The organism is Virgibacillus senegalensis, assembly GCF_000821245.2.
GTDB lineage: Bacteria > Bacillota > Bacilli > Bacillales > Amphibacillaceae > Sediminibacillus > Sediminibacillus senegalensis.
Window position 1 is genome coordinate 667,637 of record NZ_LN611424.1, and the last position, 22,693, is coordinate 690,329.

General features: G+C 40.3%; 24 protein-coding genes and 1 pseudogene. 20 read left to right on the forward strand and 5 right to left on the reverse strand.

Translation table 11 applies throughout. The features are described 5' to 3' along the window. Window positions 1-84: 84 nt before the first annotated feature. Window positions 85-651, reverse strand: a complete 567-nt coding sequence (locus BN1067_RS07370; protein WP_053218239.1) for a hypothetical protein — start codon at window positions 649-651, stop codon at window positions 85-87. A gap of 263 nt (window positions 652-914) precedes the next feature. Between BN1067_RS07370 and BN1067_RS07375 the strand changes: the two genes are divergently transcribed. The 8 genes from BN1067_RS07375 (at window position 915) to BN1067_RS07410 (ending at window position 9,420) form a co-directional block, all read left to right on the forward strand. After that, entirely contained in the window at window positions 915-1,709 is a 795-nt protein-coding gene (locus BN1067_RS07375; protein ID WP_053218240.1) for an SDR family oxidoreductase, read from the forward strand. Window positions 1,710-1,732: 23 nt separating this feature from the next. Then, window positions 1,733-3,616, forward strand: a complete 1,884-nt coding sequence (locus BN1067_RS07380; RefSeq protein ID WP_053218241.1) for a BglG family transcription antiterminator — start codon at window positions 1,733-1,735, stop codon at window positions 3,614-3,616. Window positions 3,617-3,619: 3 nt separating this feature from the next. Further along, window positions 3,620-4,093, forward strand: a complete 474-nt coding sequence (locus tag BN1067_RS07385; protein ID WP_053218242.1) for a transcriptional regulator GutM — start codon at window positions 3,620-3,622, stop codon at window positions 4,091-4,093. After that, complete coding sequence (srlA, locus tag BN1067_RS07390) at window positions 4,077-4,628, forward strand: PTS glucitol/sorbitol transporter subunit IIC (protein ID WP_053218243.1); 552 nt, start codon at window positions 4,077-4,079, stop codon at window positions 4,626-4,628. The genes BN1067_RS07385 and srlA overlap by 17 nt, the downstream gene beginning before the upstream one ends. A 10-nt stretch (window positions 4,629-4,638) precedes the next feature. Beyond that, entirely contained in the window at window positions 4,639-5,652 is a 1,014-nt protein-coding gene (srlE, locus tag BN1067_RS07395; protein WP_053218244.1) for a PTS glucitol/sorbitol transporter subunit IIB, read from the forward strand. Between the two features lie 21 nt (window positions 5,653-5,673). Next, a complete protein-coding gene (locus BN1067_RS07400; protein ID WP_053218245.1) occupies window positions 5,674-6,024 on the forward strand; it encodes a PTS glucitol/sorbitol transporter subunit IIA in 351 nt (116 codons plus the stop codon). A gap of 654 nt (window positions 6,025-6,678) precedes the next feature. Next, window positions 6,679-7,467, forward strand: coding sequence for a zinc ribbon domain-containing protein (locus BN1067_RS07405; protein ID WP_053218246.1), 789 nt, complete (start codon window positions 6,679-6,681; stop codon window positions 7,465-7,467). 69 nt (window positions 7,468-7,536) lie between these two features. Further along, entirely contained in the window at window positions 7,537-9,420 is a 1,884-nt protein-coding gene (locus BN1067_RS07410) for a zinc ribbon domain-containing protein (RefSeq protein WP_053218247.1), read from the forward strand. Between the two features lie 56 nt (window positions 9,421-9,476). Here the strand turns inward: BN1067_RS07410 and BN1067_RS07415 are convergent, their stop codons facing one another. Then, window positions 9,477-11,063, reverse strand: a complete 1,587-nt coding sequence (locus BN1067_RS07415) for a bifunctional metallophosphatase/5'-nucleotidase (protein WP_053218248.1) — start codon at window positions 11,061-11,063, stop codon at window positions 9,477-9,479. A 942-nt stretch (window positions 11,064-12,005) separates the two neighbouring features. On the opposite strand from BN1067_RS07415, the gene BN1067_RS07420 reads away from it, so the two are divergent. Next, the gene (locus BN1067_RS07420) at window positions 12,006-12,287 is read left to right on the forward strand and encodes an AbrB/MazE/SpoVT family DNA-binding domain-containing protein (protein WP_053218249.1); all 282 of its coding nucleotides are present in this window, start codon (window positions 12,006-12,008) and stop codon (window positions 12,285-12,287) included. A gap of 160 nt (window positions 12,288-12,447) precedes the next feature. Here the strand turns inward: BN1067_RS07420 and BN1067_RS07425 are convergent, their stop codons facing one another. Then, on the reverse strand, window positions 12,448-13,197 hold the full coding sequence (locus BN1067_RS07425) for a DeoR/GlpR family DNA-binding transcription regulator (RefSeq protein WP_053218250.1): 750 nt from the start codon (window positions 13,195-13,197) through the stop codon (window positions 12,448-12,450). Window positions 13,198-13,372: 175 nt separating this feature from the next. On the opposite strand from BN1067_RS07425, the gene BN1067_RS07430 reads away from it, so the two are divergent. From BN1067_RS07430 to BN1067_RS07455, 6 genes are all read left to right on the forward strand, one after another. Next, on the forward strand, window positions 13,373-14,077 hold the full coding sequence (locus BN1067_RS07430; RefSeq protein WP_110943369.1) for a ribulose-phosphate 3-epimerase: 705 nt from the start codon (window positions 13,373-13,375) through the stop codon (window positions 14,075-14,077). Beyond that, window positions 14,078-14,638 (forward strand): 6-phospho-3-hexuloisomerase, encoded by a 561-nt coding sequence (gene hxlB / locus BN1067_RS07435; RefSeq protein WP_234400643.1) that lies wholly within the window; start codon window positions 14,078-14,080, stop codon window positions 14,636-14,638. A 30-nt stretch (window positions 14,639-14,668) separates the two neighbouring features. Further along, entirely contained in the window at window positions 14,669-15,841 is a 1,173-nt protein-coding gene (locus BN1067_RS07440) for a mannitol-1-phosphate 5-dehydrogenase (protein ID WP_053218251.1), read from the forward strand. Between the two features lies 1 nt (window position 15,842). After that, on the forward strand, window positions 15,843-16,280 hold the full coding sequence (locus tag BN1067_RS07445; RefSeq protein ID WP_053218252.1) for a PTS sugar transporter subunit IIA: 438 nt from the start codon (window positions 15,843-15,845) through the stop codon (window positions 16,278-16,280). 68 nt (window positions 16,281-16,348) lie between these two features. Then, window positions 16,349-17,779: a PTS mannitol transporter subunit IICB gene (locus BN1067_RS07450; protein WP_234400644.1), complete on the forward strand. Its 1,431-nt coding sequence runs from the start codon at window positions 16,349-16,351 to the stop codon at window positions 17,777-17,779. Window positions 17,780-17,860: 81 nt separating this feature from the next. Beyond that, a complete protein-coding gene (locus BN1067_RS07455; protein WP_053218253.1) occupies window positions 17,861-18,076 on the forward strand; it encodes a hypothetical protein in 216 nt (71 codons plus the stop codon). Window positions 18,077-18,123: 47 nt separating this feature from the next. On the opposite strand, the gene BN1067_RS19825 is transcribed toward BN1067_RS07455, so the two are convergent. After that, complete coding sequence (locus BN1067_RS19825) at window positions 18,124-18,294, reverse strand: hypothetical protein (RefSeq protein ID WP_199868487.1); 171 nt, start codon at window positions 18,292-18,294, stop codon at window positions 18,124-18,126. Between the two features lie 150 nt (window positions 18,295-18,444). On the opposite strand from BN1067_RS19825, the gene BN1067_RS07460 reads away from it, so the two are divergent. Further along, complete coding sequence (locus BN1067_RS07460) at window positions 18,445-18,750, forward strand: DUF5634 family protein (RefSeq protein ID WP_053218254.1); 306 nt, start codon at window positions 18,445-18,447, stop codon at window positions 18,748-18,750. Window positions 18,751-18,796: 46 nt separating this feature from the next. On the opposite strand, the gene BN1067_RS07465 is transcribed toward BN1067_RS07460, so the two are convergent. Further along, window positions 18,797-19,630, reverse strand: a complete 834-nt coding sequence (locus tag BN1067_RS07465; protein WP_324777872.1) for an aldo/keto reductase — start codon at window positions 19,628-19,630, stop codon at window positions 18,797-18,799. A gap of 146 nt (window positions 19,631-19,776) precedes the next feature. Between BN1067_RS07465 and BN1067_RS07470 the strand changes: the two genes are divergently transcribed. The 4 genes and pseudogenes from BN1067_RS07470 to wrbA all read left to right on the forward strand — a co-directional run bounded on the left by BN1067_RS07470 (window position 19,777) and on the right by wrbA (window position 22,564). Then, the gene (locus tag BN1067_RS07470) at window positions 19,777-20,232 is read left to right on the forward strand and encodes a MarR family winged helix-turn-helix transcriptional regulator (RefSeq protein ID WP_053218256.1); all 456 of its coding nucleotides are present in this window, start codon (window positions 19,777-19,779) and stop codon (window positions 20,230-20,232) included. 199 nt (window positions 20,233-20,431) lie between these two features. Next, window positions 20,432-21,023: pseudogene (locus tag BN1067_RS07475) on the forward strand (hypothetical protein). Between the two features lie 10 nt (window positions 21,024-21,033). Further along, window positions 21,034-21,645: an alpha/beta hydrolase gene (locus BN1067_RS07480; protein WP_199868514.1), complete on the forward strand. Its 612-nt coding sequence runs from the start codon at window positions 21,034-21,036 to the stop codon at window positions 21,643-21,645. Between the two features lie 307 nt (window positions 21,646-21,952). Next, complete coding sequence (wrbA, locus tag BN1067_RS07485; RefSeq protein WP_053218314.1) at window positions 21,953-22,564, forward strand: NAD(P)H:quinone oxidoreductase; 612 nt, start codon at window positions 21,953-21,955, stop codon at window positions 22,562-22,564. Window positions 22,565-22,693: the final 129 nt, after the last annotated feature.

Below are 22,693 nucleotides of genomic sequence, written 5' to 3' on the forward strand. Positions count from 1 at the left end.
TATATATTGACGCTAATATTGAAGGTCTTTTTAACTACAAAAAATATACTGCCATTTCATACGTGGATTAAATGCCAAATACACTCAGCTATCTTCCGCCTCTTCTGTAACAACTTCTTTTTCCTGTTCTTCTTCTTTTTGTTTGATCAATGCTTTAACCTCATCCGATAAGAGGGCCCCTATTATTTCATACTTGCTTTTAAATTCTTGCGTCAAATCATTGACGTTTTGGTTAAAAGATAGGAGAGAACCGGATGGATTATGAACCTGTTCTACTATAGAGGACAATGTTGCGTACAATGCTTTGCACTCTTGATAAATCTCATCGTATTCTTCGGGGTGTTTCTTTGAAGCTTCAGACAAAGTATTTAGGTTTTTAGACATTTCCTCCAACGATTCATCAGAAGCGTTAGCCATATCCTCAAATTTACTTTGTTGCATTCCAACTGCTATGCTGAAGTTTTCTCCATTATCAATCGCATTACTCCAGGCATTTGAATATCCAGATAAGGCAAAACTCGAGATAAAGAAGATTGTATCTGCCTCCGTGTAAAATTCCGCCAATGCTTCATTATATTCATCATTATTAGTGCATCCAACCAAAAGGATCAACAAAAGAAAAAGTAAACCAGCGTTTCTTATTCCATTCAACTGTTCACCTCCTTTAATAGCAACAACTTATTGCTAGGTTTCGCTGAGACACATATAAATGATCCTTTATATTTTATGTTTCAACTAGCAAGGAATGCCAATTGGGTTACCAAATAATCCTCTCAGGTAGCATAAAGCTGCTTCGCCCCACTAAAAACTTTCATTATTTCCCCTTTTTCCAATTTCACCACAAAAGTATGAATTAATTTTGAAAACGCTTATTTGTACAATACAATCAACAAGAAATTTAGGAGGCATTACGGATGGGAAATTGGTTAGGTATTGAAGGTAAGGTTGCTATTGTAACAGGGGGAAGTTCTGGAATTGGCAGAGCGATTGTTACAGCATTATTAGAAAATGGTTCCGTTGTATATAACCTGGATTTAAAAGACCAGCCGCTGGATGATGATAATTATCGCTTTATGGAACTGGATGTCACCGATGCGGCAGCTGTAAAACAAACGGTAGACACTGTAGCGGCAAAAGAAAGCAAAATCGATGTGTTGGTAAACAATGCAGGTATTAACCTCCCGAGATTGCTTGTAGATGTAAGAGGCGAGAAACCTGAATATGAAATGGATGAAAAAGACTTAGATGTTATGTTCAATGTGAATTTAAAGGGCCCTGTGTGGCTTAGCCAAGCAGTAGCCAGACATTTTATCTCTCAACAATCTGGTATTATTATTAATGTTTCGAGTGAAGCTGGACAAGAAGGATCGGATGGCCAAAGCATCTATTCAGCTACGAAAGCTGCGTTGATTGGTTTCACGAGGAGTTGGGCAAAAGAACTTGGGAAGTACAATGTAAACGTTATTGCTATTGCACCGGGCATTATTGAAGAAACGGGGTTACGTACATCACAATATGAAGAGGCTCTTGCTTACAGCAGAAATACGACTGTCGATCAATTAAATGGCGATTATTCAAAGTCGATTCCATTAGGCAGGGTAGGCAAATTGACGGAGATTGCTGACCTGATTTGTTATTTAAGTTCTGGAAAAGCTAGCTACATCACAGGCACCACAGTTAATATTTCAGGTGGTAAGTCTAGGGGCTGATTCCATAAGATAGGGGAGAAGTCATGCAACTTAATGAAAAACACCTAAAAATAATAGAATCTCTCATGAAGGAAGAGATTGAATCAGAAAAGTTGTCCTATCTATTAAATCTGTCGGAAAAGACGATTTCTAATTATATAAGACAAATCAATGGAGAATTTGAAAAGGAATCCTATATAACAAAACACCATCACTTGCTGTCACTCGTTATTAAAGATAATGACTCCTTCTTTGATAAACTAAATTTGCTTAAACAGCAATGCGAAGAAATTGAAAAAGAGAATCTACAAAGAAAAGATGAGCTTTTTTATCATTTATCCATTCACAAGCAAACGACCCTTGATGAAATGGCAGTAAGGTTGTTTTTAAGCAAGGCATTAGTTAGTAAGATATTGAAAGATATAAAACGTGACATCGAAGCCTATCACGTGCAGATCACAGGTACTCCAAATGTCGGCTTGGTATTAGAAGGATCAGAATTTGAGATACGCAAGTTAGCAATTGAACAATTTCCGTCCAAATTCTTGGAATATGAGGTGCCACAACGACTTATAACAGGCTTGTGTGATTTACAAAATGACTGGAGATTGGATGAGCAGTCTTTTGAGCGCTTGCTCCTGTCACTAAAGGTCACATTGCACCGTATGGATGAGGGGCATTTTATTGATGGTACCGTTGATTTGGATACCAATATCTTTAACTCTCAAGAATACGTTGCTTTAAATTTTATGAAAGCGTATTTAGAGATGCATTTCCCTGAAACAGATGCCAGGAAGGAAATCATATTAATTGTTATTCAGTTGATGGGACGCAGGGCTTCGATATTAGATGAGTTATTAACACAAAAAGATGAGAGACTGATTCAAAAAATCATTGATCAAACGATTCAGGATGTGGAGCGATTTTACGGCCTTAAAATTGACGAGACATTATTCACGAAGGACATTCGTTTACACATTAAGCATTTAATCAATCGATTGATCTTTCGAATCAAGTTGAATAACGAATTGACATATGACATGAAGCAGCGCTTCCCCTTTGCCTACGAATTGTCTACCGTATTAGGGGAAAGCATTACTCGTGTGACTGGCTTGAGGATGCCAGAGAAGGAATTGGGCTTTTTAACGATCTATTTCAGTGTTTATTTGGAACAACTCGAACAAAAGATGAATGAATTAAGGGATATTGCAATTTTGACGAATCAAGGACTAAGCACGACCAAGTTGCTTACCATGAACTTGCATAAAGTGTTTGGAACCCAAATCAACGTCGTGGTACTTGATGATTCAGAATTTACGGAAGAACGTATTCAGCCATTTGATTTAGTGCTTTCCACGGTTAAAACAAACAGAATGTTCAATAAAGTTATTTATGTAGAGGATGTTTTTGATCAGCAGCTGCTCAAATTAAAGATAGAGCAATTCTTGATTTACAAGGATGTGAATAATAAGAAATTTTTTAACCGCAGTGTGCTTGTGGATTTTCTTGATCACTCTGATTTTTATCACTTTCAAGGTCAGCAAAGCTATCAAAATATTATTTGTCGATTGGCTGATGAACTGTATGAAGAAGGCAAAGTCGATGACGATTTTAAGAAGAATATTATCGATAGAGAAAACAAAAAATCTACGATTAATGGTCCACTTGGCTTCCCGCATGCCAGTCATAAGCAGGAAGGTATTTTTATCAAGGTAGGGGTTCTGGATGAGCCGCCTGAAGATCATGAAAACGTCAAGATAGTAGTGCTAATTGCTTCTCCTGAAGCCAATGTGAACGAGGCGATGCTTATCCGGATTTACGAAGAAGTATTAGCGATAACGACCAACAACTATATATTGAAAAAGATCCATGCGAAGACGACTTATACAGAGTTTTGTCAAATTTTAAATCAAGAAATGAGGGAATAACCGATGTTTTTTATCATGCTGATTATCATGGCCGCTGTTGGCTTTGTCGTTCAGTACTTACTAGGTTTACTCCAAATAAAGAATTTTACTAAGAACTATACCCAATTGCGTGAAAAAGGGCGTGTCGCTATCGGAAGACGGCCAGCTATCATTAAAGCCGGGACATTAGTGTTATTGCAACTAAACAATAAAAATGTAATTGAAGACGCGAGATACATGCAAGGTGTTACCGTGTTTTCTAAGTTCAAGCCGCTCAAAGGTTTAGAGGGCATGAAACTTCGGAAACTGGGTGAAAGCGACTTAAAAAGCTATAACAAGTTATTAGCAAAAGCGATTTTGGATGCGCAAAATACTTTCCACATCATTCAAAGTGGCGGTGAAATTGCCCAAATTCCTTCGCCAATGATGAAAGCTGTACGTAAAGTAAACGGAATGTTTAAAAAAGAAAGGGGTCTAAAGCATGGATTACATCGTTAATTTTGCCGAAGGATTTATCAACCTATTTCAAACGGGTGCCGACACGTTTATCGATTGGATGACATCTATTGTACCGCTTGTCCTGATGTTATTGATTGCTATGAATACCATTATTCAGTTAATCGGCGAAGATAAGATTAATGTGATTGCACAAAAATCAGCAAACAATGTGTTCTTAAGGTATTTAGTTTTACCATTCTTGGGTTCGTTTATGTTAGCAAATCCGATGGTCCATTCATTAGGAAGGTTTATGCCAGAGAAATACAAACCGAGTTACTTTGCGTCTGCAGCACAATTCGCTCATACAAGTAACGGAATATTTCCTCATATTAATCCGGCGGAATTATTTATTTTCTTAGGTATTGCACAAGGCATTCAAGAACTGGGATTGCCCATGACGGATTTAGCTGTCCGGTATTTATTAGTCGGTTTAGTGATGAACTTTATCGGTGGCTGGGTGACGGACTTTACAACGAGTTATGTGGAGAAACAACAAAAAGTTAAATTAAGCAAAGAAGTAAACGTAGAAGGCTGAGGTGGACAACATGGGACAAAAAGCGAAAATCGTTAAAGGATCAGGTGGATTTGGTGGTCCGCTAACTATTGGGGTCAATGGAAAACGTAACAAGTTGATGTATATAACAGGTGGTCATAAGCCTGCCATTGTTGACAAGATATGTGACATCACTGGTGCAGAACCTGTGAATGGCTTTGAAACATCCGTGCCAGAAGATGAAATCATGGCAGCTGTGATTGATTGCGGGGGAACATTGCGTTGTGGCATTTATCCACAAAAGGGCATTCCGACAATCAATATCATGGCTACCGGTAAAAGTGGTCCTTTGCGTCAATATATAACCGAAGACATTTATGTATCTAATGTTGATGTGGAGCAAGTATCGGTTGCTGGTGAAGAAAGTGATCGTGCGGCAGTGACAGAGGCCCACACGGAAACCAAAGAAGAACAAGAACAGAAAGCGACTTATTCAAAAGATAAAAAAATTATGGAGACAAGGGCGGAACAAGAAAATAAAAGTGTCTTGACCAAAATCGGATTAGCTGCTGGAAAAGTGATCAATACTTTCTACCAAGCTTCTCGTGATGCGGTGGAAACGATGCTGCATACAGTCATTCCGTTTATGGGATTTGTAGCATTATTGATCGGTATTATTCAAGGCTCTGGCATCGGTGACCTGTTCGCAAACGTCATGTCACCACTTGGAGGGAATATCTGGGGGTTGCTTGCCATCGGTTTTATTTGCTCTCTGCCTTTCTTAAGTCCATTACTTGGCCCAGGAGGGGTTATTGGACAAGTTCTAGGTACCTTGATCGGTGTAGAAATCGGGAAAGGGAATATCCCTCCAAACCTGGCACTTCCGGCATTATTTGCGATCAATACCCAGAATGCCGCAGACTTTATTCCGGTTGGTTTAGGCCTCGCGGAAGCAGAAACAAAAACAATCGAAGTAGGGGTGCCATCGGTCCTTTACTCCAGGTTCTTAAACGGCGTCCCACGTGTGTTTGTTGCCTGGCTTGCCAGCTTCGGATTATATAAATAACAGACAAGGAGCGTATCAATCATGTATCAGACAGAAATAAAAAAAATTGGGAAAGATGCAAAAGCCTTTGAAGCTGAAAAGATGATGGTGTTGTTTGGAGAGAACGCACCGGCAGAACTTGCGGACTTTTGTTATATAATTGATGTCAATCCAGTAGAAAAAGAGATAACAGAAGATTCAAAGCTAACAATCGACGGAACAACTTATGGGATTACGAAAGTCGGTTCTGCCGTCAATAAAAACCTTAATGATTTAGGTCATATTACATTACGATTTAACGGGAGTACGGAAGCTGAACAATCGGGAACCTTATATCTGGAAGATGCAGAATTGGTGACAGTAGAGGTTGGATCGAAGATAACAATTGAATAAAAGTTGGATGCCCCCTCAAAGATATCTTTGAGGGGGTTATCTATGGATTGAGCAGAAGCAGTTGATTAAAGGTGAATAGTAAAACAAACTCTGATGATAATAAAAAGAACTGGAATTTGTTCAGGTTCAAACTGTATAGAAGCAGGTCAAATCTTAATTTTTTGGGAGGAAATAACATGTCCGAAGAACATCGTAAAAAGAACTTTAAGCCGACCAATCCGAGTAAAAAACAACCGGATGAACAAAGAAGAGGGCAATCGAAATCTAATTCCCGAGGCAAAACTCGATAGGATGTTAAGTAGGAGCTCATAGCTCTCCTATCTGTTGTACTTTTCCCATTTAAGAAAGCGAAACATCTTCAACAAAGGAGGTGTTTCACTTCCTCTATTCATCGGTAATCCCCTACCATATAAAGCTTTTTCCAAGGTATTACCGCAGATAAATCCCCGCCTCTCGACAAATTTTTATATAAAATTACAAATTTATTGATTAGTAGTTAAAAATCCCTAAAAATGGTGGTATAATATTCCTAATTGTCTCAATCGAATAGGAGTTTTATAACAAGTTTTTGAAATAATTTACATAATTACAGTAATAAAAATTTATTTCCTGAGAGAGACAAAAACTAACAGAGAAGAAAAGGGAGATGGAATCATGCATTGTACGCAATGTGGATCATTGAATGAAGCGGAAGCTAGATTTTGCGCTGAATGTGGAACAAAATTAGTTTCTGGGATTCAGCAAAGCCAGCAGCAGGCTAACCATGAACAAGCTGCTACGGTAGAAACGGCAGCAACCGCTGGAGGAAGCAACGAATACGTTGAAAAAGGGAAAGTGATCAGCCGGCAGTTTTTCTTCGCTTTTGCGAAGGAAGCTTTAAAGGGGCCAATGGTTGCAAGCAGGAAGGTTACTGGAGCAGATATGATCAATGGGATTATCGCCCATGTACTGTTTGCCCTGTTGCTGCCTTTATTTTCTTATTTTACTGCCAAAAATTTCAGTAGCGGTTTTATCACAATTCCTTTTGGAGCAACCGTAGTTCAGCCATTTATTTATCTATTAATCTATTTGGCTATCTATACAGCGGTAGTTTTTGGTGTAGCAAAATTGATGAAATCGAATGTTACATTTGTAGAAGTCATGAGTAGGTTCGGGGTATTCAATGTATTGCCGGCAGCTGTACTGTTAGTGGCAGTCATCTTTTCGTTAATTTCGGCAACTGCTTTTAGTATGTTTCTTTTTGGTGTTGCCCTTCTTTTATTTGTTGCTTCGAGTTTGGCAGTCATTTTTTCTGTCAAAGAAGACAATGTTTCCGGTGGAATCGATGTGTATTACGGGCTGATCATTGCAAATATTGCCCTGGTGATTATCTTTGCCATCATTGGAGACAGCATTGTTGGTAACTTAATAGATGATTTGGAAAACTCCTTTTACGGATTTTGATTGAAGTACAGGCACCTGATGTGAAGGTGTCTGTTCTTTCCTTACTACACAATTTACAAGGAGGCTAATATGAAATTTTGTAACCAATGTGGCACAAAAATCGATACGGACAAGAAGTTTTGTACAGAATGTGGAGCACCTTTGACAAATAATGACCAATCATCAGTTGAAAAACAGATACAATCAACTCCAAGCAACCAACCGCAACCTGCCAAAAGAGCATCAAGTAAAGCCCCAATGTCACCAAAAAAGAAAAAGAAAGTCATTATCATTGGTTCTGCAGTAGCAGTAGTGCTGGCAACAGTATATTTTATCGGTGCGTATTTTACTTCCCAAGAACGATTGGTCGATGCGTTTGAAGACGCGGTTGTTGAAGGGGATGCTGAAAAAATTGCTGACCTGTTATCCTTCCGTAATCAGGAACTAAAGATTGCTAACGAGGATGCCGAGGCGTTTGTGAAATATTTAGAGGCTAATCCAGAGGATGGAGATGTACTAGTCGAATCGGTGAAAAAGCAATCTGAAGCATACAAAGGTAATAAAGCTAATGCTGAGGATGAAGTTTTGGAATTTTTAGTTGGTGGAGAAGAATCGTTAGTCCGACTGGAGCAGGATGGGAAATTTCTGTTTTTTGATCGATACCAATTATACATAGAACCAATTTATGTGCAATTGCACACGGAATTCCAGGGAACGAAATTGTACAAAGGGGACGAGGAGTTGGTAGAGGCGTCCAGTAACGATTTTTCCAAGGAAGTGGGACCGTTCCTACCTGGTATTTATACTTTTTCGGCAGAATATAAGCACGAGTACATGGATGTGAAAGAAGAGCAGGAAGTGGAATTGACTCCTTATGACAATCACTCAACGATCAACCTGTCTGTGAACGGGGGAACGGTATATTTCGATTCTGCATTTGATGATTCCGTAAACAGTAACGTGATCATCAATGGGGAATCGGTTGATTTTAATGTATTCTCCGACGAAGCTTTTGGCCCTGTGGCATTGGATGGCTCTATGGAAATGGCCGTCCAGGCAGAATTTCCGTGGGGGACAATGACTACGGAAGCTGTTGCGTTGGAGAACGACTACTTTCCAATAGAGTTTGCCATGAATGATGCGCTGCAAAAGTCTTTGGTAGATGCGATTGCAACTCATTATACCTCTTATATGAAGGCCCTGGAAAAAGGGGATGTTGCGTTAATTGAAAATATGTCAGAGGACCTGATGGCCGATTTTAAAAATGAACTCGATTACCGTCAAGTGGAAGACTATATCTACACGAAAGAAACGACCAAGTTAGAAATGGATACAGATAATTTCTCCTTGATAAGTACAGAGGATGGACTTCTGTCTACTGTTTATTTGAAAGAAACAGGAAAAGAAGGTTTTTACTATCAGGCAGATGACCCTCAGCTAACGGAAGAGGAAAGCTATTTGATTTATGAACTTGTCTACCAGGATGACAATTGGGTGGTGACATCTAAGGATGGAACGTGGATAGACCCGAGTAATTTTGAACAAGCAGTGAATATAATCGAAGAGCCGGTTTCCATTAAACTCGATAATAGTACAGAAACTGCTGAAGCTGACGATGAATCCGATACAGAGGAAGCGTTGAAGGAAGTATATGATAGCTATTTAGGTGGTCTTATCGCTGCCATCAACAATGGAGATTACAGTGAAGTAGAGCCTTTTATCAAGGCAGGCAGTGAACTCGAAACTGCGCAACGTGATTTAGTGAAGCGGTTAAGTGAGAAAAATATCGTAGAAGAACTGCAGGACTACGATTTTGTTGGCTATGAAACTGATGGATCCTATTATGTCTTGGATACAACGGAAACGATTAAAATTAATTATCAGGACGGTACCTCAGAAGTACAGGACTATCAGTGGAAATATACAGCAGTTAAAGATGGAGACCAGTATAAACTAACTACTATTGAAGAATAGAGGAAAGCAGCAGGGGTAGCCCTGCTGCTTTTCCCATATATCCCGTTGAGTAAAGATTATTCAACGTCTATTCTTCCTAATTCAGGCGCTGTTACTTGCCCATCCAATCCTTCTAAATAGGTTATCATGGCATCTAAAGCGAGTGGACCTGTTACTTGGTCCGTTCCTTCGGTAAGAACGGTAAATCCGTCTCCGCCTTCAGCCAGGAAATTGTTCACCGTAACGGTGTACGGTTGATCGGATTCAATCGGGTTTCCTTCATTATCGGTTAACTCAACTACCTTCTCACCAATAGGAGCGTCTTGTTCCCAAGTGTACTGCAGCCCGGATACTTGCAACATGTGTGGGTAGCTGCCTTCCCATTGCTGTTCAAGCAAAGCTTTGATTTGTTCCCCGGTGAGGGTCATATTGACAAGGGTATTTCCGAAAGGCAGCATCGTATAAAGCTCACCCCATGTGACCGGGCCTTCATCCAGGTCGGCACGGATTCCTCCAGGATTCATGAAAGCGAAATCCGTATCCATGGCAGTCCGTTGAGAATCTGCTACAAGATTACCGAGTGCAGATTCTCCGCTGTCATCCTGGGCAGTAGTAATCGTTTCGGAAGTTTCCGCTATCACTTGGTCAACCAAATCCTCGATTTCCGTTTCATAAGTATCTACCATATTGGCGACTTGCTCATCTGGCTCGATTGCATCATGATACGTCGTAACGATGTTTGCTTCTTTGGAAATGATGTCTTTCGTCTTCGGATCGATCATTAAGTCGATATCCGAAAAAGCGGTGCCACTTGAGTACGATTGAACGATCAATTTGCCGTCGACAACGGTGTTGGCATAGTCGTGGTTATGACCACCTAATATAACATCGACCTCATCATCGATTTGTGGAGCAAATTCGACAACGTCTCCTGATGGGTTGGAGCCATCTTGCTCGGAAGAAGCAGGGGCATGCGCGAGTACGACGATGGATTCAACCCCTTGTTCCTTTAATTGCTTGGCAGCATCATTGATTGCCTCTGTTTCATCGGTGAATGCTACGCCTTCGATACCACTTGGCAGCACGATGTTTTGGGTTTCAGTTGTAACTACCCCGATGAAACCAATCGGAATGCCATTCACTTTTTTAATCACATATGGTGGGAGAATCGGTTCTCCGGTATTTTCGTCCACTACGTTTGCTGCCGTATAAGGGAAGGAGGATCCTTCGAAATCTCCTGTTATTTCGTGTTCCCCTCCGTCAATAAGGCGCATCATCTCGTCCACGCCTTCATCAAACTCATGGTTTCCCAACGTCCCGACATCAAAGCCTAGTTCATTTAAAATCTCAATGGTTGGTTCATCCTGGAGCAGTGAAGACACCGGTGAGCTGGCACCAACTACGTCCCCGGCATGGACGAGCAACGTATTTTTCGTTTCTTCCTCATACTGTTTAAGGTATGCAGCCAAATATTCCGCTCCACCTGCTTGTCTACCGCCAATGTCACGGTAAACGTCTAACTGCCCGTGTAAATCGTTAATCCCTAAGAGTTGGACATGCTTGTACCTGTTTTCGGCATGGTCATTTTCAGTAGCAGCTGCGGAAACAGACGTACTGAAGAGAGAAGTGGAAAGCAAGACAGCAAGCGTTACATTTTTCCACATGTGAATACCTCCTTTTAATATGTAGGGTCTCTTTTAAACTAGCAAACTAGCATTTAAGCTGGTTATATTTCTAATGTAAAAGTTCGATAAACAAAAGAACAGGGTAAAAAGTCGGGGTTTGGAGCTAATCTTGTCGGAAGATTCAGGGGATGAATTGGTTGAAAACCATTCAGAGATAAGTAGTGGAAACCACATTGAAAATAGAGGCATACAAGGCAGAAAAAAGAGGCGGGGATATAACTAAATAGGTAAGAAAGATCCGAAAAACCTGAACCTTGCATAGGCGAAATACGCAGACTCCTTTGGGAACAGCACGAGCTGAAGATCCGCTGTGTGCAATGTTCTTCTTCACACAGTTAGCTGAAGCCGTGCACAAGGAAAGCGAAGTATTTTACCTATGCGGGATGTGTATTCAGCAATCACTGTTCGGATTTTTCTTTCTATCCAATTAATCTTTTCCCAGCCTCTTCTTATTCACTATTATTATATATGTTGATTATTTGTGTTTGTCGAATAAGTAACGAAACGGATTATCGAGCCATTGCATTGTCATTTGAACGAGTAGGAGCATCATTTGAATGTAATTTAATTAGATGTGAAACATAAGATTTTAATTCAAATCTGTCCTCTCTGATGAATTGGTCTAACTTTACTTTATTACTGTGATGCATATTGTTTCCCTCCTAATCGTTTTGTTGTTTGGTATTATTATTCTCTTATTCTCGTTCTTTTAAACATGGTAGATTTTAAGTTTCCTTTGTAATTTATGGAAAGGGATAGGGTAAAGATACATTGTTTGTGAAAGACACAGAAAAATATGGACAAAAAAATCAAACTACTCGCTGAATGACAATATATCTTGTTACAATGAAGAGGTGTTCTCAAGACTAAGTCTTGAATCCAAATCGAATAAAATAACTTATACATAAGGGAGAGTATCACGTGAAAAGTACAGGTGTAGTAAGGAAATTAGATCAATTAGGACGTATTGTGATTCCAGTGGAGCTCCGTAATAACTTAGACATCGCAGAAAAAGATCCAGTTGAAATCTTTATGGATGACGACAAGATTATTTTTCAAAAATACAAGCCACGCAAACAATGCATGATAACTGGAGAAATCAGTGACGACAATGTGGAGCTTCCAAGTGGGATCGTTGTAAGCCCAAGGGGAATGGAAATCCTGAAAGAGCAGCTAGAAGGCAGCCTTACTGTTAACAACTAAATTTGATTTGGAAAAAAAGGAAGGGTTTGTAGCGGCTAGTACCCTTCTGGAATTTCTATTTATAGCAAAAAAGGCAGTTGGTCTCCATAAAGGGCCAACTGCTTTCTTTGTTTAGATATGATTTTTTCCTGTTGATTGTATAGACGGTATTCGCGCACCATTACTCTATTACAATGATGTCTTGTTTTTCATACTGTGTTTTGATGTCCTTGTTGATTTGTTCCGTGACCAGATAGGTTAATTGGTTTGTTGGGCATACGATATGTTTGGAAATAGTATCAAGCTTGTCGGATGTTACCATTCCCAGAATCTCGGATGAAACCGATGCCATTTTTCGTTTCACTAAAGCTTCGGATCTACTTGGCACACTTATCCCAGTATGTTGGTCGATTTTGTATATTCCCATAATATATAAATCAGCTCTTAAAGTGTTTAGTTCTTCTACGGTATCTATCCCTAAATTCACCATGGATTCCTTGAATAACGTTCCTCCAATCATGATCACTTCGATATGCTCATGATTGGATAGGGCCATGGCGATTGGGGGGCTGTTCGTTATAATAGTAGCTTTTAATGATAATGGTAAGTTATTAACTAAATGCAGATTTGTTGTACCTCCATCTATCAGCAGCACCATGTTATCTTTTACAAACGTTAGAGCTTTTTGGGCCAATTTTATTTTAATTTCATTATAAAGGTTTTGTCTGGTAGAAAAATCCACCACAGGTGGGCCCTTCCTCAATGCTCCACTATGTACTCTTTTGATTAGTCCTTGACTATCTAATTCCTTTAGGTCTCTCCTAATCGTATCCTCTGATACCGACAAACGTTTACTTAAGTCACTTGCTATCACTTTATGCTCTTCATCCAATATTTGTATGATTTGTTGTTGGCGCTCTTCTTTGAACATAATGTTCGTTTCACCTCCCCTTCCTTTTTATTATATTACCATAAGTTTGGAAATACATTCAAAAGCAAACGCGCAAATAAACATGCAAAAAAATGCGAATTTCTGCTTTACAACGGAATGTAAACGCTATATAATCATTAAATAAACGCACAATTACTTATAAGGAGGCACGAACGTGCATAAACAAGAAGTAAAAATTGCGCCATCGATCATGTGCGCAGATTTATGCAACTTAGAGCAGAGTGTAAGGCAAATGGAACAGGCAGGATTGGATACATTACACATTGATCTCATCGATAGTCATTTTAGTCCAAGTATGCCACTGGGCCTTGATACCATTAAACAATTAAGAAAAGTGACAGACATGGCATTTGACGTTCATATTATGTCGGAAAATAATGAGTTCTTCATTCAGGAGATGTTAGAAATCGGTGTGCAGCAAATCACCTTCCATCTCGAATCGAGCAAACATCTTGATCGGGAAATAAATTTAATTCGGAAAAAAGGTGTGAAAACAGGCGTCGCACTAAATCCTGCTACCCCTTTGTCGACTTTAGAATATGTGTTGCCTCAATGTGACACCGTGCTGCTTATGTTGATTAATCCGGGATTTGCCACAGATAAAAATGAAAAGCAGGTTCCGTACGCATTGGAAAAAGTTCAAGACTTGAAAGCTTTGATAACGGAAAAAAGATTAACAACAACTATAGAAGTGGACGGCAGAGTCTCATTAGATACCATACCCAGTCTTGTTAGTGCGGGGGCGAACATGTTAGTCGCCGGTTCAACAAGTTTGTTTATTCCTGGTAAGACTTTGCAAGAAAATATGAAATCGCTTGAGGAATCCATAACTGCAGGACTAGCAAGGGAGGTAAGTTGATTGATTAAATTTGACAACGTTACCAAAGATATTGTCGAGGAGCTTTCTACTACTTTGAGTCATGTTGATAGCGAGGATGTTGATAGCTTAATAGATGAAATTAAAAAAGCGGAAAAAGTATTCTTTGTGGGAGTTGGCAGGGTCTTATTGTCTTTGAAATCAATAGCTAAACGATTGGCGCATCTCGGAGTTGAAACCTATATTGTGGGGCAAGTAACAGAGCCGGCCATCACCGAAAAGGATTTGCTTATCGTTGGATCTGGAAGCGGGGAAACGGCTTTTCCTTTGATCATCGCTGAAAAGGCTAAAAAGTTTAATGCAAGAGTAGCCCATATTGGTGCGAATCCAGATAGTTCTATGCGTCAGTATTCGGACTTGTTTGTCAGAATACCAGTGGCAACAAAGCTGCAATTACCCGGTGAAATTCCTTCTGTACAACCGATGACTAGCTTGTTTGAGCAAAGTCTGTTATTACTCGGTGATACCATCGCACTACTGCTTGTCAGAGAACAAGATATAAATATGCATGACCTGTGGCAGTACCATGCAAATTTAGAATAACAGCTTAGAAGAGCGGAAAGGAGGAGTAAGATGAAAGCGTTGCATTTTGGGGCAGGAAATATCGGCAGGGGGTTTATAGGTTATCTCTTGAACCAAACCGGGTATGAAGTATGCTTTGCGGATATAAACCAGGATATTATCGGTAGCATTAATAAAAACAATGGCTATAGGATTGAACTTTTGGATGATAACCCCGATCCAAGGCAGGTATCTGGTTTTACTGCATTAAACAGTCTATCACAAAAGGACCAACTCATTGATGCCATAATCGATGCGGATTTGATTACGACCTCGATTGGAGTCAATAACTTTGGGAATATTGCCGAAGTGTTGGCAGAAGGGCTGTTAAAACGACTGAATCAGCATGAACGGAAACTCGATATCATTGCAAACGAGAATGCAATTAATGCATCTACCATGTTGAAGAAGCAAGTGGAAGCAGTCCTTTCCGAATCGGACAAGGAGAAAATGAACCGCTTTGTAGGATTCCCGAATGCCGCTGTTGATCGATTAGCTTTGTCAAAGGTCCGGGATGGGGAAGAAGTCGTGCAAGTAGAACCTTTCTGTGAACTCGTTATCAACAAGTCCGAAATGGTTAATCATCAGTTGCCGCCAATTAAGCATGCTACTTACGTAGATGATTTGAAGCCTTACATCGAAAGAAAGCTATATATTGTTAATTTAGGACATGCTGCCACAGCGTACATTGGTTTTTTGGCTGGAAAAACAACCATTCAGCAAACCCTGAGTGATCCAAAACTCGAAGGATTTGTTCGAAAAACGCTTCGGGAAGCTGCTCAGTATATAATTCATACATTTGGGGTTGATTCGGAAGACTTGGAAAAATTCATCCATACAACGCTTGATCGTTTCAAAAATGAAAACGTAAGTGATGATATTTTTCGTGTAGCTCGCGACCCGATTCGTAAACTAGGTCTTGATGAGAGATTAATCAAACCAACCCGAAAACTATATGAGATGGGATTATCTACAAAAAACTTATGTATTGCTATTGCGGCTGCTTTCTTATTTGATAATCCAAAGGATGTACAATCAGCAGAACTGCAAAACTACATTTCTGAACATGGGATAGCCAAAGCAATTCTGCATTTCACCAAATTGGATGGTGAAATGAGCAGCATGGTTGAAGAAGCGTACACGACATTAAAAAAACAAAAGCAAGGTTTAGTAGAGGAGAGTTAGTATGTTAAGTGAATACTTGCAAGGAAATGTAAACTTCATTGATTCTGTTACTTCTTGGGAGGAAGCAATCGAAACAGCAGCTTCCCCGTTACTGAAAAATCAATCGATCACAACCAAGTATATCCAGGACATGATAAAAAACGTACATGAAAATGGGCCTTATATCGTCATTGCGCCAGGAATCGCCATGCCTCATGCAAAAAATGAGGGTGGTGTTCTAAAAACGGGCATTTCTTTTCTCAAGCTAGATAAGCCTGTGCTCTTTCCGGAAAACAAGGAGGTGAATGTCCTTTTTGTTTTGGCAGCTGTAGATTCTTCCGGGCACTTGGATTTGATTTCCGACTTATCAGAATTACTGATAGATGATAGCATGATGGGTCAGTTGAAGGATGCAACTTCTGAAAAAGAAGTTATAGAGCTTGTTAACACTGTTGAATAATTCATTTAGGTGAAGAGCACAAACTCACAGGGATGGGAGAATAATCAATAAAAAAGGGAGATGAAATAATGGCGAAAGTAATGGAAATGGAAACTCCAACGCGCAGTACCCGCGCCCGAGTTCAAGCATTCGGAGGATTTCTTACCAATATGGTGCTTCCTAATATAGGAGCATTTATTGCATGGGGGATATTGACAGCACTATTTATTCCATCGGGCTGGATTCCTAATGAAAGTATGGCTGGAATTGTAGATCCGGCAATAACTTATCTTCTGCCTTTGCTTTTAGCTATAACAGGGGGAAGGATGGTTGCCGGTCAAAGAGGCGCGGTAATGGGAGCGATTGGTGCCATCGGACTTATCGTTGGCTCTGATATTCCAATGTTTTTAGGAGCCATGGTGATAGGACCGTTAGGCGGGCTCGTCATTAAGAAGTTTGATCAATTAATAGAAAACAAAGTGCCAGCCGGCTTCGAAATGATTGTTAATAATTTTTCTATCGGTATTTTAGGCTTTGCTCTGATGATTGTATCTTTCTTATTTATTGGACCGGTAATTGAGGCGGCAAACAACTTTGTAACGGCAATGATTCAAGCGTTGGTATCAACTGGTTTTTTACCACTGCTTTCTCTAATTAATGAACCTGCAAAAGTACTGTTTTTAAATAATGTTATCGACCAGGGAATTTATTACCCTCTAGGTATGCAGGAAACGAAGGAATTAGGCAAGTCTCTATTTTTCACTGTTGCTTCCAACCCTGGACCTGGTCTGGGTTTATTGCTGGCGTTCACGTTTTTTGGAGCGAAAACAGCTAAACGGACAGCCCCTGGCGCAATCGTTATCCACTTTTTAGGCGGGATTCATGAACTATATTTCCCATATGTTTTAATGAAACCACTTACAATATTGGGGATGATTGCAGGCGGTATGTCGGGCATTGCCGTTTTCAGTTTATTCAACGCTGGACTTGTTGCTGGACCTAGTCCAGGATCGATATTTGCTTACTTGGCCTTAACGCCAAAAGGAAGCTTCTTGGGTATCATATCAGGTGTTCTTGTAGCGGCAGCGGTATCTTTTGTTGTCACTTCTATTATTTTGAGTATGGACAGGAAAAAGGAAGACGATTTTTCCGATTCGGTAGAGAAAACAAAGTCCATGAAATCGGCAGGGAAACAAATATTAAATCCTGTACATTCCTCCTCTTCAGCTGATATCCGTAAAATCTCGTTTGCTTGTGATGCAGGTGCCGGAAGTAGTGCACTGGGGGCTACTACATTCAGAAAAAGGCTCAAGAAAAATAATATAGAAGGAATTGAAGTGAAGCATTTTAGAATCGAAGATGTTCCTGAGGATTCAGATGTCATTATCGTCCATAAGGATTTAGTAGAGCGGGTTCGACTTTCCAATAATAAAAGCAAAAGAATCATTACTATTGAAAATTATCTAAATGATCCTAATCTGGTTGAATTAATGGACGAATTAGAGGAGAAAAAATCATAAAGTCATTAAACAAGTCTGACCAGAACCATTCATACAAACGCGGATAATTGTAAAGGATAAACGTGTGAATGGAGGTCCTTTATGAAAAACGAAAAACAGCTTCGCAAAGAGATGAACAACGTTAAAACCGAAACAGACAGTTCGGCAATCTTGAACGACGTCATAAACAGCGAGTTTGAACAGCATCCTGGACAGAATGAAGAACTTACCAAGAATCATCCACTTAGCCCGGAGCAGGAGATTACTCAGAACAATACCGACGGGAAAACGTGGATGCACGCTGATAACGATGACTGAGCAGGAAAGCAGTTGGTTCCAATAACGGAGACCAACTGCTTTTTTGTTTAGTCTTGTTTTTTACCGCGTTGTTCGTTTAAATAACGGTTTTCTCCGGGAGAATAGGTGATGTCGCGGAAGTCATTTGCTTCCTGTCCCGGGTAGCTCAATGGCTGTTCCCCGATTGGGTTGTTTTTCTTTTCACGTTTCATGTTATTTGGATCTTTTGGTCTTGTCATTGGAATCCATCCTTCTAAAGTTCTTGTAGTACTTCTTTCTATAGTCTGCTTCAAACACACATAGTAAGACAAGGAAATTTTTGCATGCATGGCTTAATCAAAAGGAATGCATATTAATAGGTGCAAGTGTGTTTTATGGAGGGATAAAGCGTGGATAACGTAACCATCGATCAGATTAGGGGCGATCTGCAGGATTCTTTTCGTCCGCTAATGGAGAAGTATAATATAGATGATATCGGCACCTTTGAAGAAGAAGGGGCAGAAGACGATTATTATATCGGTTATACCGTGAGAAAAAATGGACGAATTTATATGGTGCATATGCCGTTCAAGAAAACGGGAGAGGGTCAGCTGGCGCTGGCCAAACAGGAATGGACGGTGGAAACGGACGATCCGACCGATGAGGATATTAGCGGGTTTCCGACCATCGACGCCGTGTTTGAGCATTTGTTTTAATAAGACAGAAAAAGGGGCTGATTGATTAGGTCAGCCCCTTTGTTCCTTATTTCTTTTCATCTGGATCACTAAAGGCACGGACGCCGGTATCCATTTGCTCGATTTTGTCCATGTCTTCTGCCGACAGCTTAAAGTCAAACACATCGGCATTGGCCACAATCCGATGTTCCTTTGTAGACTTCGGGATAGTGATGACGCCGGTTTGCAGGTTCCAGCGAATAATCACCTGTGCGGGCGACTTGCCGTACTTGTCACCAATTTCTGTTAGTGTCGGGTCATCAAGCAGCTGACCGCGTTTCAGCGGAGACCAGGCTTCCAGCTGAATATTACGCTGCTTGCAGTAAGCCTGCAGTCCTTTTTGCTGAAAATGCGGATGGAATTCTACCTGGTTCACCATTGGCGCAATCTCTGCATCCTCCAGCAGCTCATCCAGGTGATGTTCTTTGAAGTTGCTAACCCCGATTGCCCGCACTTTTCCGTCTTTGTACAGCTTTTCCAGCGCTTTCCATGTTTCTTTGAATTTTCCTTGGGATGGAACCGGCCAGTGAATCAAATATAAGTCCAAATAATCCAGTTCCAACTTTTTCAGGCTGGTTTCAAACGCCGCCAGGGTGGATTCGTAGCCATGATCATTATTCCATACCTTTGAGGTCACAAACAACGCATCCCGGGAGATGCCTGATTCTTTGATGCCTTGTCCGACACCCTCTTCGTTTTTATAAACGGCGGCAGTATCAATGCTTATGTAGCCGTGTTTGATGGCAGCTTTAACAGATTGAACCACTTCGTCACCATCTTCGACCTTGAAAACACCCAGTCCAAGCCAGGGCATTTCCACCCCATTATGTAAAGTCGTTGTACTATGCAAACTTTTTACCAACCTAAAAACCCCCCTGTTCATAGTTTCCTTTATTCTCCCACATTTCCGGTAAAATACAAACGATATACATACAAAACCAGTTGACACTTGAGTATGGTTATCGTATAATTATCTTGAATTCGAGATATTAAGAAGGAATGAGCAGGATGGATCGTCAGGAATTGGAGAAATACGAAGAGGATTTGTCTTTAAAGGCTTTTACCGTTTTATCTCGAGCCATACAATCAATTAAAAAGCGTGTGGAAGAAGACATAAAATGTTTAGGGATCAATCCAACAGAGTTTGCTGTTCTGGAATTACTTTATAGTAAAGGGGATCAGCCCATACAAAAAATTGGCGAAAAGGTCTTGATTGCCAGTAGTAGCATTACCTATGTAGTAGATAAACTGGAGAAGAAAGAATTCATAAAGAGAAAACCTTGTCCGAAGGATCGCCGTATAACATATGCTGTACTCACCGAGGATGGAAGGAAACTGATGAATACCGTTTTTCCTAAACATAAGGCAGCTATGAAAGAAATTTTTGCAGGATTAGACATCCAAGAAAAAGAAATTTTAATCGAGCAGTTGAAGAAACTGGGATTCCATGCACAAAGCATGTAAATTTTTTTGTAATTATATCTCGAATTCATAATATATTAATTCGTAATAATTTTGTTGCTGATAGAAGAAAGTTCTTGAGCTTAAGGGATAAGTGTTCTTTGAAAACGAATGAAGAAAGCTTTTGGATATGGCTTCCAGGCATATTGTCTAGGCAAGAATCTAACTGTGAGGGAAATGACAAGAGAAGAAACCAAGTGGGATCCATCACATCACCGCAATTGGAGGGCACCCGCTGGGGTACTTGGCCTACGACTTGTAAAAAAGACGATTAACTTTGATCGTGCCGAAGTGTATCATCTTTTTTTTGGCAATGAATCTGGCAGCCCTGGGACGATCATGACGTTTTTTCCGTGGAAAAAACAACTTAAAAGCAGAATTGGCGTAGGGTAGGTTGGTGAGACGAGTTACATGATTCCTAAAGGTTCTATGCGTTTTTGGGAGAATCGGTTGAAAAAATTCGCTGTTGAAACAGCGTACTCCACTCGATTTGGTGAGAAGTATCTCAAGTTCCGTGATCCGGACGGACTTCCAATAGAGTTGGTCGAAAGGGATGAAGCATCAGTAAATCAAATGGGTTTCATCCCACAGAAATGAAAGATCGACAATATTTCGAAGCAGTGTATTTTCATGAAGAAGGTGGCATTCTTTTCGAAATCGCAACTGATCCTCCAGGTTTTTCCGTGGATGAACCGGTGGATAAAATAGGAGAGAAGCTTATGATGCCTTCTTGGCTGGAAGGGCAGCGGGGAGAATTAGAAGCGTCCTTACCTGCCATGAGGTTAATATTCTAAGGGAGGATAAATAATGAAACACATATTCAATAAAGGGAAGGATCCGCAAAAACCTACGTTACTGCTGTTACACGGAACCGGGGGAAATGAATTAGACTTATTACCTCTCGCTGGAAGAATAGATGATGAAGCATCCGTTTTAAGTGTTCGGGGAAATGTCTCAGAAAATGGGATGCCCCGTTTCTTTAAACGATTGGCAGAAGGCGTATTTGATGAAGAGGATTTGGTTTTTCGCACAAAAGAGTTGAATCAATTCCTTGACGATGCAGCGCAAGAATATGATTTTGACCGTGATAATATGATCGCTATTGGTTACTCCAATGGGGCAAACATCGCAGCTAGCTTGTTATTTCACTATCAGCATGCATTAAAGGGTGCCATTCTTCATCACCCAATGGTTCCGCGCAGAGGAATAAAGCTTCCGGATTTGTCAGGGAAGTCCGTGTTTATTACAGCGGGTACAAATGATCCTATATGTTCACCAGTTGAATCCAATGAGCTGCAAACATTACTGGAAAATGCAAATGCAGAAGTATCCTTGCATTGGGAAGATAAAGGTCATCAATTAACAGCTCAAGAAGTGGGAGCCGCAAAAACATGGTATTCGATGTTGAAGAATTAGGATTAAAGGCAATGACGGGAAGTCCGCAGGGATATTACTTGAACGGACTTCCCCTTAAAAACTAGTGATTCTCTAGTGGATACGTATTTAGTAGTCCTTGCAATAACATTCTTTGAATGGCTCTGGACAAATAAAGGTTAGAGCGAGGGAAGCTTAAAAAGCATGCTATTTTCGCCGAATATCTCACAGATGAGAAATATGAATGAAAAGTAATGTGTAAGGTCGTTTCTATCAAAATAAATTGTAAGAAGGTGCAATAATGGGGTTTTTAACTAAATTATTCAAACAAACAAAGGAGACGGAAAATATGTCAAACGTAAAATTAGCTGTAGTATTTTATAGCATGGGTGGAACAAACTATCAGATGGCAAAATGGGCAGAAGAAGCAGCGAAAGAAGCAGGTGCTGATGTCAAAGTATTAAAAGTACAAGAATTAGCTCCACAATCTGTCATCGATGGAAATGAAGTATGGAAATCAACAGTCGAAGCGACAAAAGATGTTCCGGTAGCGACATCCGAGGATCTGGAATGGGCAGATGCGATTATTTTCAGTGTTCCAACTCGTTTTGGTAATATGCCATCTCAAATGAAGCAATTCCTTGATATGCAAGGTGGGCTTTGGGCAAATGGTAAAACAGTTAACAAAGTAGTGAGTGGAATGACTTCTGCGCAAAATCCACATGGTGGCCAAGAAGCTACATTGTTATCTCTCTATACTTCTATGATGCATTGGGGCGCTATTATTGCTTCCCCGGGCTACACAGATCCGGTTCTATTCGGAGCAGGCGGTAACCCTTATGGAACAAGTGTCACCGTCGACCAAGAGGGTAACATGGTTGAAGACGTTGAAGCTGCTGTGAAGCACCAGGCAAAGCGTACGGTTACTGTTGCTGAATGGGTTAAAAAAGGAAATCAATAAATCTTCAATATTTTTAGAAAAGGAAAGAGCCAGTAATGTTTGTGGCTCTTTTCTTGTATGCAAAGGGCGCGCAACTCGGTTGTCAGGAAACAAGGAACCAAGCTTGTTCTGACGAAAAATCGGGCATGG

Coding starts and splice junctions, on each gene's coding strand:
- BN1067_RS07375 (WP_053218240.1), top strand. CDS start 915: ATGGGAAATTGGTTAGGTATTGAAGGTAAGGTTGCTATTGTAACAGGG.
- BN1067_RS07380 (WP_053218241.1), top strand. CDS start 1,733: ATGCAACTTAATGAAAAACACCTAAAAATAATAGAATCTCTCATGAAG.
- BN1067_RS07385 (WP_053218242.1), top strand. CDS start 3,620: ATGTTTTTTATCATGCTGATTATCATGGCCGCTGTTGGCTTTGTCGTT.
- srlA (WP_053218243.1), top strand. CDS start 4,077: ATGGATTACATCGTTAATTTTGCCGAAGGATTTATCAACCTATTTCAA.
- srlE (WP_053218244.1), top strand. CDS start 4,639: ATGGGACAAAAAGCGAAAATCGTTAAAGGATCAGGTGGATTTGGTGGT.
- BN1067_RS07400 (WP_053218245.1), top strand. CDS start 5,674: ATGTATCAGACAGAAATAAAAAAAATTGGGAAAGATGCAAAAGCCTTT.
- BN1067_RS07405 (WP_053218246.1), top strand. CDS start 6,679: ATGCATTGTACGCAATGTGGATCATTGAATGAAGCGGAAGCTAGATTT.
- BN1067_RS07410 (WP_053218247.1), top strand. CDS start 7,537: ATGAAATTTTGTAACCAATGTGGCACAAAAATCGATACGGACAAGAAG.
- BN1067_RS07415 (WP_053218248.1), bottom strand. CDS start 11,063: ATGTGGAAAAATGTAACGCTTGCTGTCTTGCTTTCCACTTCTCTCTTC.
- BN1067_RS07425 (WP_053218250.1), bottom strand. CDS start 13,197: ATGTTCAAAGAAGAGCGCCAACAACAAATCATACAAATATTGGATGAA.
- BN1067_RS07440 (WP_053218251.1), top strand. CDS start 14,669: ATGAAAGCGTTGCATTTTGGGGCAGGAAATATCGGCAGGGGGTTTATA.
- BN1067_RS07445 (WP_053218252.1), top strand. CDS start 15,843: ATGTTAAGTGAATACTTGCAAGGAAATGTAAACTTCATTGATTCTGTT.
- BN1067_RS07450 (WP_234400644.1), top strand. CDS start 16,349: ATGGCGAAAGTAATGGAAATGGAAACTCCAACGCGCAGTACCCGCGCC.
- BN1067_RS07455 (WP_053218253.1), top strand. CDS start 17,861: ATGAAAAACGAAAAACAGCTTCGCAAAGAGATGAACAACGTTAAAACC.
- BN1067_RS19825 (WP_199868487.1), bottom strand. CDS start 18,294: ATGACAAGACCAAAAGATCCAAATAACATGAAACGTGAAAAGAAAAAC.
- BN1067_RS07470 (WP_053218256.1), top strand. CDS start 19,777: ATGGATCGTCAGGAATTGGAGAAATACGAAGAGGATTTGTCTTTAAAG.
- wrbA (WP_053218314.1), top strand. CDS start 21,953: ATGTCAAACGTAAAATTAGCTGTAGTATTTTATAGCATGGGTGGAACA.